6 protein-coding genes and 3 pseudogenes are annotated in these 12,933 nt (G+C 61.0%); 5 read left to right on the forward strand and 4 right to left on the reverse strand.

Annotation, left to right across the window (positions count from 1 at the left end; all coding sequences use genetic code 11):
• Positions 1–773 precede the first annotated feature (773 nt).
• A pseudogene (locus ABRP34_RS22380) lies at positions 774–1,165 on the reverse strand (heavy metal-responsive transcriptional regulator).
• Between the two features lie 275 nt (positions 1,166–1,440).
• Between ABRP34_RS22380 and ABRP34_RS22385 the strand changes: the two are divergent.
• Both ABRP34_RS22385 and ABRP34_RS22390 read left to right on the forward strand, forming a co-directional pair.
• Positions 1,441–2,355: an FAD-dependent oxidoreductase gene (locus ABRP34_RS22385; protein WP_353713575.1), complete on the forward strand. Its 915-nt coding sequence runs from the start codon at positions 1,441–1,443 to the stop codon at positions 2,353–2,355.
• Between the two features lie 135 nt (positions 2,356–2,490).
• Positions 2,491–2,754, forward strand: a complete 264-nt coding sequence (locus tag ABRP34_RS22390) for a hypothetical protein (RefSeq protein ID WP_353713576.1) — start codon at positions 2,491–2,493, stop codon at positions 2,752–2,754.
• An 83-nt stretch (positions 2,755–2,837) separates the two neighbouring features.
• Here the strand turns inward: ABRP34_RS22390 and istB are convergent.
• Both istB and istA read right to left on the reverse strand, forming a co-directional pair.
• Positions 2,838–3,654: pseudogene (gene istB, locus ABRP34_RS22395) on the reverse strand (IS21-like element helper ATPase IstB).
• Positions 3,651–5,326, reverse strand: a pseudogene (gene istA / locus ABRP34_RS22400) (IS21 family transposase). Before istA ends, istB begins: the two co-directional pseudogenes overlap by 4 nt.
• A gap of 269 nt (positions 5,327–5,595) precedes the next feature.
• Between istA and ABRP34_RS22405 the strand changes: the two are divergent.
• From ABRP34_RS22405 to ABRP34_RS22415, 3 genes are all read left to right on the forward strand, one after another.
• The gene (locus ABRP34_RS22405) at positions 5,596–6,528 is read left to right on the forward strand and encodes a hypothetical protein (RefSeq protein ID WP_353713577.1); all 933 of its coding nucleotides are present in this window, start codon (positions 5,596–5,598) and stop codon (positions 6,526–6,528) included.
• Positions 6,529–6,599: 71 nt separating this feature from the next.
• Positions 6,600–7,211, forward strand: a complete 612-nt coding sequence (locus ABRP34_RS22410) for a hypothetical protein (protein ID WP_353713578.1) — start codon at positions 6,600–6,602, stop codon at positions 7,209–7,211.
• Between the two features lie 2,595 nt (positions 7,212–9,806).
• The gene (locus ABRP34_RS22415; RefSeq protein ID WP_353713579.1) at positions 9,807–10,922 is read left to right on the forward strand and encodes a pentapeptide repeat-containing protein; all 1,116 of its coding nucleotides are present in this window, start codon (positions 9,807–9,809) and stop codon (positions 10,920–10,922) included.
• Positions 10,923–11,817: 895 nt separating this feature from the next.
• Here the strand turns inward: ABRP34_RS22415 and ABRP34_RS22420 are convergent.
• Positions 11,818–12,510 (reverse strand): hypothetical protein, encoded by a 693-nt coding sequence (locus tag ABRP34_RS22420; protein ID WP_353713580.1) that lies wholly within the window; start codon positions 12,508–12,510, stop codon positions 11,818–11,820.
• Between the last annotated feature and the right edge of the window lie 423 nt (positions 12,511–12,933).

Consider the following 12,933-nt stretch of genomic DNA (forward strand, 5'->3'; position numbering starts at 1 on the left):
GTAATTCCTGATCCCACGATGATTAACCGATCCAGTGACCACGGTCGGGAAGGTCGATTTCACGTCAACGTGGCCTCTCGAAGTGGTGGGAACCCAAGTATGACTATTACGTCGAGCTTCACTCGCCGGATGGGTCCCTGCTGCAGACGCAGACCGTAACGCAGCCCACCGTTTCATTCACCGGGCTCGCCGGGGATACAACTACACCGTGGGGAAATCACTGCCCGTGCCGTCGACCCGCCAGAGGCAGACATACTGCTTTCCCCTGTGAAAAAGTTACAGCATCCACAACCCTCAAGGACTGGCCGGACATTACGCACCCCAGCGGTCACACCTTCAGGGACGCCGACGGCACCGAAGGACGATACCTTCACCATCCCTGCGGTGGTCGGCGTTGACTATCTGGTGAACGGGACGATCACTCCGCCGGGAACCCTACCCTGGCAAGGACAATTAGTCACCGCGACTGCTAGAAGGCCCAACCGGGCTACGTGCTGACCCAGGACGCTTTGACACGACATGGTCAGCCACATTCAAGGTCACCCCGTACACGGCAATTCCCGCGGCGGTGACGCTTTTGATTGTGTCAACGTGATCGGAGCCCACTAGGACGGCCCGGAACGGTACCCACCCGTCCGGACGTCCGGGGATGATGTTGTGAGGTGTCTAAGGGGTTCTTGGCGTGGTTTCTGGGTCTGTGAAAACACTGCCGCGGGTTGGGACGATACCCGGGGTCCCGGTTGTTGGAAGCTGGCGTCTGGCGGAGTAGTGCGTCAGAGGTAGCTGCAGATTTGTTCGGGATCGCAGCTTGCGTCGGTCCCGGACGCGGCAGTGGCGTGAAGGCCGGCGACGATGGATCGCAGCGCCATTAGTTCAGAAATCTGGTGGTCCAGTTCGGCCAGCTGGTTGGAGAGAAGGTCTTGGACGTGGGCGCAGGGGGCTTCTCCGGCGTCACGGAGGCTAAGAATTTCGCGCGTATTTGGGTCAGGGCGAGGCCTGCGGCCCGTCCGCGGCGGATGAATTCGAGCCTGGCCACGGAGTCGTCATGGTAGTCCCGGTAGCCGTTAGAGGATCTTTTCGCTGCCGGGAGAAGCCCGCTGTCCTCGTAGAAACGCAGCGTCTTGGTTGTCATCCCTGCCGCTGCCGCGGCCTCACCGATACGCATCATGAACTCATTTCTTAGCAGGCGGCCAGGACGGCGATTCGTTGACATTCCAGTGTAGGGGAAGGTTGAGAATGGGATGCAGAGCTGGTCTTCGGTTGAAGGCTGCACATGGCGGTCGGTTGAGCAACAGGTGTGCTGGCGGCTGCTTCCCTTCCATCTTCAGGAGTCCCTCGTGTCGGCAGCATCTTTCGATTATGACCTGGCCATTATCGGTTCCGGCGGGGCTGCTTTCGCTGCGGCCATCCGGTGCAACCAGCCGTGGCAAGCGGGTGTTGATGGTGGAGCGCAGCACTGTGGGAGGCACGTGCGTGAACACGGGCTGCATCCCGTCCAAGGCCCTGCTGGCCGCCGCGGAAGCCCGCCATGTGTCGCCCTCGATGCTTCCGGACGGTTCCCCGGTATCAGCACCTCCGCAGAGCCGGTGGATATGCCCGAACTGGTCGCCGGGAAGCGCTCACTGGTCGAATCCATGCGGTCAGAGAAGTATGTGGATCTCGCCGCGGGCTATGGATGGAACCTGCAGCGGGGGGACGGCGGTGTTCGCCGGAACCGCAGCCGCACCGGTTTTGAACATCACCGCCCCGGGCGGAACCACCGAGACAGTCAGCGCGGAACACTACCTGGTCGCGACCGGCTCCACCCCCTGGATCCCTGAAGTGCCGGGAATGGACGAGGTGGATTATCTGACGTCCACGAGTGCGATGGAGCTGCAGGACGTTCCCGCTTCGATGCTGGTGGTGGGCGGCGGGTATGTGGCGCTGGAGCAGGCGCAGCTTTTCGCCCGGCTCGGCACGGAGGTGACCATCCTGGTCCGGTCCAAGCTCGCCTCGGCCGAAGAGCCTGAAGCCGGGCATGCCCTCGCCGGTGTCTTCGCCGATGAGGGCATCCGGGTCGTCCGTCGAGCGACAGCGTCCTCGGTCCGGACCGATGAGGTGTCGGGGGACGTGGTCGTGGATGCTTCCGTCTCAGGAGGAAACGAGGAATTCAGGGCCGCGCGCCTGCTCATGGCAACAGGCCGGCGCCCGGTCACGGAGGATTTGAACCTTTGCATGGTCGGCGTTGAAACCGGGGACCGCGGGGAAGTCCTGGTCGACGGGAGCCTTCGCAGTACTAATCCGAGGATCTGGGCCGCGGGTGATGTGACGGGTCACCCGGAGTTCGTTTATGTCGCCGCCGCGCACGGGGCCTGATGGTGGAGAACGCCTTTGAGGGTGCCGGGCGTGAGGTCGATTACCGGCACCTGCCCCGGGTCACGTTTACCAGCCCTGCCCTGGCCGCTGTCGGGATGACGGACAAGGGAAGCGAACCAGGCAGGGATCCGGTGCATGTGCCGGGTTCTGCCGCTCAAATTTATCCCTCGCGCGCTGGTGAACCGTGATACCCGCGGCTTCATCAAGATCGTTGCCGACGCGGACACGGGTCGGATTGTAGGGATCACTGTCGTGGGTAAGGACGCCGGGGACATCGCCGCCGCAGGGATTTACATTCTGGAGGCCGGGATGACCGTTGATCCAGGTCGCGAATCTCTGGAGCCCCTATCTGACCATGGCCGAAGGCATCAAGATAGCAGCCCAGTCCTTCACTACTGACGTCTCCAAACTGTCCTGTTGCGCGGCATGAAGTGGTCAACGACAACCTATGTGTTCGTGGGGCGGGCGGCCGCGGCTACCTTTTAGTGCGCGTTCCTTGTCAGGCTGTGGGCGAGGCGGTAGGAATCGGTGCCGGTTTCGATGATGGTGCCGTTGAACGTCAGCCGGTCAACGATCGCGGCGCAGAGGCGCGGGTCGGTGAATGTCTTGGTCCAGCCGGAGAACGACTCGTTGGAAGCGATGGCGATGGAGTTCTTCTCTTCGCGTTCGGTGAGGACCTGGAAGAGGAGTTCGGCGCCGCGCCGGTCCAGTTCCATATAGCCGAGCTCGTCAATGCAGAGCAGAGTCCACTCGGCCGTATCTGGCGATGGTCTTGGCGAGGACTTTGTCGTCGGCGGCTTCGACGAGTTCGTTCACGAGCCGGGTGGCCAAAGTGTATTTGACCCGGTATCCCTTCTCCGCCGCGGCGGTGCCCAGCCCGATAAGCAGGTGGGATTTGCCGGTTCCGGAGTCCCCGATCAGGCATGGCGGTGCACCTTTTCGAATCCATTCGCCGGTAGCGAGGGTATGGATGGTAGCGGGGTTGATGTTCGTGTTCGCGTCGAAATCGAAATCACCGAGCCATTTATCCCGGGGAAAGTTCGCGGCTTTGACGCGTCGGATTGAGGAGCGACGGTCCCGGTCATCGCATTCGGCCAGCAGCAGCTCGGCCAGGAAGCCTTGGTAAGAGAGTTGTTCCTTCCCCGCGACGGTCAGAGCTTCGTCCAGAACCGCCCGGATGGTGGGCAGGCGCAATCGGCGGCATGCTTGGTCCACGGCCGCGACCGCGGCCTGCTCAGTCAGACCGCGGCGCCGTCGCAGGGTTGGGGTGATGGTGGTGGCCGGTGCGGTGGGGCTCATGAGATGTTTTCCTTCGACGCGGTTCCTGCGGAGTGTTCGGTGCGTTTGGCCAGCAGCTCGTCATAGGCGCTGATCGCCGGGAGCGGCCGCTTGTCTGGAGGGAGCCCGGCGATGACCGCCGCCGGGTCCATCAGCCGGCGCTGGGTCAGGCTGACAACTCGTTGCACTTTCGCTTCAGCATGAGCACCGCGATGACGGTCAGGACGGGACCCACCAGCAGGGATGCTGGAGGCATGTCGGCGGCCTTCAACCGCCACGACGTCGGCACTGACGGCACCTACTCCAAGGGCTGCGGTGATCCCTGCCTCGATGTCTTCGGCTTCCATCGATCGGTGCAGCAGCAGGACGTCAATCAGTTCACGGGTCCCCGCGGCATCACCGTTGACCCTGCGCGAGGCAGACCAGAAGGCGTCATGGGCGCTGGTGAAAGCACCCGACTCCCGCGCCCTGGCCAAAGCAGTGGAACCAGGCAAAGCGCCGGGCTTGGTCTTGAGGACCTCCAGATAATGGTCCAACTGGACCGACTGCCCGCCCTTGGCAATAATCCGCTGGTGCCGGGCCGCCACCGCGCGGCCGTCGAACACCACAACTTCGGATGCCCGCAATGAAACCCGGACCCGCCGACCGATGAACCGTGCTGGCACCGAGTACTTCACCATCCGCACGGTGATCATTGAGGACCGGTCCACTCTCGGGTTCAACACCAGACCGGGATCGAACTCGTCGGCCGGCAACGGTGCCAGGAACGGGCGCTCGGCGGCGAAGTCCTGGCCGATAGTGCGGATCCTGCCATCAATCCGCCGCTGATCGTCTTGAACCTCCCGGCTCCGGATCCAGTCGTTGAGCTCATCAAGGGACCTCGCCACGGGCATCGGGGTCAGCCGGTTCCGGCGGAACCAGCCCACCTCGCCCTCGACCCCGCCTTTCTCGTGAGCGCCGGCAAGACCTGGCTGGCAATAAAGGCATCAAATCCATAGAACGAGCGAAACAACACCCACCGGTCATTCTCCAGGCGGTTCCGCCCCTGACCGAACACCACGGCCCTGACGGCACTGGTGAGGTTGTCATAGCGGATATGTTTGACCGGCACGCCGCCGATCTCGTTGAACGCCTCGACGTGGCCTTCCAGAAACGCTTCCTGGGCCTGGGTGGGGTAAATCCGGTGGATGGCTTTGCCGGAGTGAGAAAGCCGGAAGATGAACATGTGGCATTTCGTCTTTACCCCGTCCAGCACGATCCAGACTTCACCGAAGTCCACTTCCGCTTCCGCGCCCGGGGCGTGCTCCTGAGGAACAAATACCTCAACCCGGCGGCCGGCCTCCACATCGATCTGCGCCCGGCGGACCCGAACGTAGTCACGCACCGTCGAATACGACAACTCGTCCGCTCCATGCTCCTCGATGAGCCGGGCAAGAATCCTCCGGGCAGTGTGACGCTGCTTCCTCGGCGCCGTCGTGTCCTCGACGAGCATGGCGTCGATCGTCGGTTTATAAGGATCAAGCCGCGGCGAGGACCGTACAGGAGTTTTACGCTCTGGCGGGACCGGGGAACTTAACGCCTTACGCACGGTTTTCCGCGCCACCTGGTGCCTGCGGGCAAGCTCCCGGATTGACGCGCCCTCCACCCGGGCATCCCTCCGAATCTGCGCGAACAACTCCACTCTTGACCCCATCCCGGCCCTCCCGTCGTCGATCCAACACTGGATGGATCAACGTTCACAGGTGGGTACCATTCAAGCCGTCATTAGGTTCGGCATGTCCGGCTGGTGGGTACCGTTCGGGCCGTCCTAGTGGGCTCCGATCAGACTGTCATACTCACCTTTACAGACCCGGAGGGAACACAGCACGACACCTTCGCTATCCCTGCGGCCACCGGCATGGAATACCTGCTGGACGGGAACATCATTCAAGCGGGAACCTACGTTGGGAGGGCACTGTCACGGTGACGGCCCGGGCGCAGCCGGGCTTCGTCCTGGCCCCGAACCTCCCCGCGTCCTGGTCCGCCACATTCAAGGCAACCCCCTACACGGCAGCGCCCCGCCGGTCACGTTCACGGACCTGGACGGAATGCAGCACGACACTTTCACCATCCCCGCGATGGCCGGCGTGGAAGTACCTGCTGGACAGCAACGTTGTCCCGGCTGGGACCTACCCTGGCGAAGGCACTGTCACGATCACGGCGCGGGCGAAAACAGACTTCGTCCTGGCCCCGAACGTACCCACGTACTGGTCCGCGACGTTTAAGGCAACGCCCTACACGGCAACACCCGTAGCCGTCACCTTCACGGACCTCGACGGCACTAACGGCGATGCGTTCACCATCCCATCGGTGCCCGGCATTGAGTACCTCAAGGACGGAAACGTCATTCCAGCCGGCACCTACCCCGCAACCGGCACGGTCACAGTTACAGCGCGGGCTGCGGTGGACTTCGTCCTGTCGACGGGCGCACCCTCGACGTGGTCTGCGACGTTCCGCGGTTCGTTGAGCGGTGCCACTCCCACAATCACCGGCACGGCGAAGGTCGGCTACATGCTCACTGCCATCCCCGGCACCTGGAACCCGGCCGCCGTCGCCTTCGGCTACCAGTGGTACCGGGCCGGGGTCGCCATCGACGGCGCCGCGGCCACCACCTATAGCCCCAACGCCTCTGACGTAACGAAAACCCTGACGGTCCGGGTCACCGGGTCCAAAGCCGGCTACGCAAGCATCACGCAAACCTCCGCTGCCACAACACCAGTCGCGAGCGGTTCACTTGCCGGGGCCGTCCCGAAGATCACCGGCACTGCCAAGGTCGGATACACGCTCACTGCCAGTCCCGGCACACGAGTCCGGCGCCCGTCACGCTCAGTTACCAGTGGTACAGGTCAGGCGTAGCCATTACAGGTGCTACCGCATCCAGCTACCGACCCGCTCCCGCCGACATCGCCAAGACCCTCACGGTGCGGGTGACAGGTGCCAGAATCGGCTACGGGAGCAACACCCAAACCTCCGCCGCAACGGCAGCAGTCGCAAGTGGCTCGCTGGTGGCAGCCTCTCCCCGGATCACTGGCACCGCCAAGGTCGGGTACACGCTCACGGGGACCCCGGGTATCTGGGGTCCGGTCCCGGTCACCCTTCGCTATCAGTGGTACCGGTCAGGAGTGCCCATCGCCGGTGCCACCGCCGCCACGTACAGGCCTGCCGCGGCCGACATCACCAAGACACTCACGGTCCGGGTAACAGGCTCCAAAGTCGGCTACACCAGCGTGGTCAAAGCCTCCCCCGGAACAACGGCCGTGGCCCGGGGCACGTTAGGCGCCCCGGCTCCCAGGATCACCGGCACCGCCCGCGTCGGATACATGCTCACCGTGGTCCCGGGCGCCTGGACGCCGGCCCCCGTCACGCTGCGCTACCAGTGGTACCGGTCCGGAGTGGCCATCGCCGGGGCTACCCGCTCCACTTACAAGCCCGCCGCCGCCGACCGTGGAAAGACCCTCACGGTCCGGGTGACAGGCGCCAAGGCGGGCTACGTGAGCATCACCAGAGGCTCGGCCCCCACGACCTCAACGTTGCGATAGCGGCAGGAAGCAGCGAGCAGATCGACCAGGCACATCAAGAAAGGTGACGGCGGCCTGGCGCCGGAACGGCGTCACGTCACTGACATTCGGATCCTGGCCTGCGGAACGAAGCAGGAGGCGTCGGCGCGGGCCCGAAATGGGGGCAGCACCTGACACCGCGGCGGACTTCCGGACGTACAGGTACACAGTCTCCCCGCTGATCCCGTAGTCCCGGGCCAACATGACTGGAAGCATGTGCCGTTGGCTTCTGCCGGCATGGGCCGTCCCTCGGGAGGCGTGCAGGGTCGCCATTCGAACATATGCGCTGTTATCGGCGTTAAGTTCCGCTGAAGCGACCTTGAGGAGATCTGACCCTAGTTCCAGCAGCCGACAACTGTGCGAGTAAGGCCAGGAGTAGGCATGAAAGACGTTCCGCAATCCCCGGGCGTTTGAGGTGCAGGAGTAACGCCGTCCTCCTCTCAGCCCGACCGTCCCTTCAAGGGCTGCAATCCGGACGACGGACACCGCGCAAAACTAGCCGCACTGCCCTCCGAACGACCGCCAACAGGCCTGTTCTGACTCAGCCTCGATTAGAGCAGCTGCATTGTCTTCAGAGCCCTCAGCATTTCGCGAGCGAACTGAGTCTCAGGTGCGTGCGCACGCTCCTGCCTGCTTTTGACTGAATACCAACCGGCACGTCGAACGAGGCCAAGACATGGGACCCATGCTCACTTCAGTACAGCCAGGTTCCGGAGCTGCATTGCAGATAGACATGCGGCCGTCACATTTCCAGAAGGAAAGTTAGATTTTTAGTTGACTTGACTGACTGGAGCGCCACTTCGGTACGCGCAAGTGCATGGAGGGGATCTTCGCGTCGAAGGTGCGCAGCGACTGCAAGTCTGTCCAACAGAGCTCCAACCAGTGGCCCGGTAGTTCGTATGGTCGCGGAGAGGGCAACGGGCGTAACTCTCCGCCGTGCATTACGAGATTTCTATGACGATACAACCGACGAAGCGCTCCACCCATGTATCCTTCAACGCGGTTCAAGACAGCTTGGGGATTTTGCTTGAGCTCGGCAATTCTCTGCACCGCAGCTTGGTCCCCAGGGCTTAGATCTGGAGTGTTCGCGATTTGGTCCCAGTGCTGGAGCAGGAGAGCGCAACGAAGGACGTTATCATCGCCGAGTTCATCGAGCCCTGCTCGAATTTTGGTGTCGAGCGAGGGTGACTTTTGCAGACGGTAGCTCATACGAGTGAATTCTGCTCGAGGCCAGGCAGCGGCTAATATCTTGGCCGCCCGGGTTGCCACGATCACTCTCCCTCCCACAGCCTGGTCGGACTCCCCAGGGTCAATCAGAAGGGACTCCAGGGCGGCCCATGCATTGGAAACTGCCACTGGAGCGGGTGATCCGATCAGATGAGAAGCCAATTCGAAGGCATCGTCGATTCTGCCGTGTGCATCGCCAGCTAGACGGTCCTCATATAGCAGTCCCGACTTCGCCAGGGACATCGCATTGATGGCTGGACCACGGGCTCTGAGGGAAACAGCTTTCCCTTCTTTACGCCACCACTTAGGGACGTACGATAGCGGCTTCGGCACTCGGAGAAAGCGGGTCCTACTCAGCAGTCTCTCTAATTGGGCCCTCACCTCTTCAGCCGCGGCAATTTCGTCCCTTGCGCAGACTTCGAACCAAAGCCCCCCTGACTGATTTCGAGGTGGTTGCTCGCCAATGCTGCGCATGAGTCGAGCCATCTCCGTCGGATCGATCCACGAGGATCGTTGTTCCATCAGCTCCCGTTCAGGTACATCCAACAGGAGGACCCAGCCTTTGAACGTTGCGGCCGGACGGGCAGCCAAACGTCGGAGCTCCTCGATCAGTTCCTCTTCGGTCGCCTCGGAGTGTCTGGCAATGACCTTCCGTAAGTATTCAGGGTGGAATCCCAAGTCAAGCGCGTAAGACGCCATGTAGCGGGAGCCCCGCTCAAGATGAACTGATCCTTTCTTCGCCGCCTCCAGCCAACCGTCGAGATAATGCCCGGCCACGTACTCGGTAATTCGCTCAAGTTGTCGTCGTCGCTGGCTGGCGTAGCTCAGTGGATGCTTTAGCACTGTCTCAAGCTGCGTTCGGATCGCCGGGTTTGCTAAACCATGGTCACGTCCTAGCTCTGGCAAGAGGCTAGAACGCAACCACTGCACGGCTGAGTCAGAGAGCGCACCCCTTACGGACCAACTGGATGCCTCTACGAGCTCTTGCAGGGCCAGTACTGTTCCCGTGTGCCATACACGCCGATCCCATGGCGTCCACGCCTCTATCTGCTCCACCACACGTGCCTGCAGCAGGTTTACCACCATTGCACCCCTCAAACTTTGATATGGCCTCTAACGCGCGCTACTATCGTGTCAGGTCCAAAGGACCGAAAGCTAAGGCCGGGGAGCCGCGTCCAACGACGCCGCTCCCCATGCCTCTTTAAACGCCCCCCCAAGCGCGCTAACGACGCTGTAGGCCGAGAGCCAAATACCGGGTGGCCGGTAGTTCGCCTTCTCCTCGAACATAGCCAGCGTTGGCTACCGGAGAGGCCGGGGCTGGAAAACTGATGAAGGGAAACGTTGGCACGTATGACCCGCAAGGCACGGGAACAAGAGGGTGGCAAGGTTGGAAACATTAAGGGTAGCTGGATATCGGAGCGACCCCTGTTGTTCGTCTCATTGCTGGCGGTCGTCATAGGGACGGTTTACGTTGGCGGTTTTGCCGGATGTCGTACTCCTGCCCTCAGCGAAGTGACCTTGTGTAAGAACTCGTTGACGCAACCTTGGGCGACCCTCATTGCAGGAACCCTGGTTCTGCTAGGTGCCATCCTTACCTACCTTTCAACGGAAAAGACACGCGGTCTCACTCGTCAAGAGTTGAACCACACCCAGGATGAAGCTGAGCGTGTTCACCAGCGACAGATGGAGTCCGCACTAAATGACAGGTTCGTAACGGCAGTAGAGCAATTGGGCAATAAGGAACAGGATCCGGTCAAGCTGGGAGGAGTCTATTCACTCATGGCTCTGGCTGAGGACTGGGTGGCCTTCGGCGAACAATCGAATCTCCGAGAACGCGCTAGAAAGCAAGCGCAAGTGTGCGTGGACGTCCTGTGTTCATATGTGAAGTCCAACACCCACGTGCGTGCAAATCCAAACAGGGCCGGCATAGTTGCGGGTGCCAAACTGAAGTCCGTGTCGAGGCCGGAGTCGGACCTGAGGGCCGTGATATTCAGGGTCCTGATGTCCACACGCCAGCACGTCCGTCCTCGAACGATCCCGCACCCTCTTAGTTGGACACGTCTGAACTTCGACGGCGCCGATATGACTGACGTAAATATGAGCTCCGTTCAGGGCGAAAACATTTCCCTCATTGGCGCGAACCTCTCGCGAGCAGACTTGAGCCACTCCATGTGGTTCTTCGGTAACTTTCAACGCACTCAACTGCGTCGAACGAACATGTCGCAGACTGACCTGAGTGGTGCCTGCATGGAGTGGGCCGACTTTGAAGGCGTGGATCTCATGCACGCCAAGGTTGAGGGTGCCCATTTCCATCATGCGCACCTAAGGGGAGCTGACTTCTCCAAGGCGGTGGGCTTAACACATGAACAAATTGAAGAAGCTCATTGCTGGGACGATACGACTTCTTGGCCCGAAGGATTCCGGCCCTCGTGGGCGATAAAACGGCCTGAGGATGAATGTCGCTGACGGCGGTATTGGAGGCGACAGCGCCTTGATCTTCCAGCGGGTAAGCGCCCGATGGTTTGAACGGAATGCTAAAGTGCGTCCTCGCAGAATCAGATCGATACTGTTGGGTGGCTCGCTGTTGCTAGGTTGCGAAAGTGGCAATCAAATTGAACGGTCAGTGGGGCGTGTACGGTCTCAATGTAGTTGGTAACGCCTACATGGGCTTTCGCCAACTCCGTCAGATAGATCCGGCGTCCGGCGTCTCACTCAAGGCTGCGATTTCGTAAATGTTTGGCGTCGGGTCGGGCCGAGACTTGGCAGTCTATGGATCAACGCCATCCGTCTGACTGAAGTTGGCGTCTCCGGATCTATAACTGACCCGGAACCGTGGGCTTAGTAGTCATCTAACTTGCCCGCCATAGGCTTCGGTTAGTGGCATCCAGTTCGAAGTTGGGGTGCACGTCCCTACATCCTTCTGCAGCGCTCCCGGGCCCGGTGTGGGACAGGGGCACGTCTGGGCAGCTCCCCTCCCCGAGGGCGGGTTTCCTTGCTAGGGCTCGTGGGTACCTTTGAGAAGATGCCGCTGGCAAGTAACACTCCCGCTGCAGCCATGGAGAGTCCGCCAATACTCAAGACCCCAGAGCCGGTGTTATGCAAGGTGCTGGCCCCAGCGATCAACAGATCCTTGTCCTCAATTTCTACTCCGTACGGCCAATTGGGCCGTTGCCGCAGTAGTTCAGCACATCCGGGCGGGCCGGACGGAATGCACTCGGTATTGTATGTGACACGAGAAAGCCATTTTCCCGCCTCTTCATAGGCAAGGTAGGCGCTGAAGAAGCAGAGGCATCCGATGAGGAAGGCGACTGTGGCTGCGGCGCCGAAGGTCCGACGGAGGATTCTCTTCATAAAGAGGCCTTCAGCCCCGGCCTGTTGCAAGCTTGAATATTGTCTTCTCGACCTGGACGGGGGTTCGTCCATATGGCTTCCCCCAATCGTTCAGTGTTTCCAGATACTCGGCGTATGAAGCGGACTTATTGGGATTCAGGTCGATAAGGGCGTGTTCGCGAAACCAACGGGCTATTTGTTTATCAAGGATCGGGGCAGCGGTAGCGTCGTCAGGCCCTTGCAATGATGAACAGAAATACAGCCATTTCGTGAAGTACGACGGACCCAGATGTTTAATTTTCCCGTCGTTATTCATGAGCCTGAAGGCATCTAAGGGCCCCTTCTTACGCACTATCAGCGAACCAGCCTCCAGGCGCTCGGCGACTGACGTTTGAACTGATAGACGGAAGGCGGGTGCACTCCTATCGTTGGTTTGGGTCAGCACCCACCGGGTGCGGAGTGGACCTAAAGCGGTCGTGCCCCATCCCCAGACCATGGCCGGGACGAAGGCAGACAGCACACGCCCCCGAGCAAGTTCGTGCAACACAACGTCGCGCGTGGACTGGCGGTCAACTCGATCCGGAAGTTCATCCAAGGTCTCGAGCACCTCAGGTAGGTCATGTAGTTCCTGCCTCCACTTGTCGCGAAGCCAGGGAAAGGACTCTTGCGGCTTTGGTTCTTCTGTCAGTAGTTCATCAAGGACAGAGGGAACATCAGGACTCATGGTGACAGTTTTGCGTACAGTGACCATGGACCCGAAGAGCGCCACGGCAGAAGGCTAGACGTTCTGGCTAGAAGCCGGGGCGTTTCTTGTTATCCGCTGAGTGTCGCGATGAGGCACCGCCAGCGAGCAGTATCTCGGGCAGGGCGTGTGCACACCGAGAGGACAGCATGCCCACGAAAAGCTGCCGCCAAGGATCCACTCGAAAAGCGTCGCGATGAAGGACCGTCATAGGGCTGGATGTGTCAGGTTGAGATCTAGGACCTTCGCCGGGCTGCGTCAGATAATGCGAAATCTGACCCTACTCTGACACCTTTTAGGCAGTTGCCTGATGTCAGGTTGGGTGTATGCCAAGCCGACAAGAAAGGGCAACGTGTGCCGAGGGGTGGCGATCCAACGTCGTGGGGGTTTAGGGCGGGCATGGAC

It is taken from the genome of Arthrobacter sp. K5 (assembly GCF_040448525.1).
GTDB classification, from domain to species: domain Bacteria; phylum Actinomycetota; class Actinomycetes; order Actinomycetales; family Micrococcaceae; genus Arthrobacter; species Arthrobacter globiformis.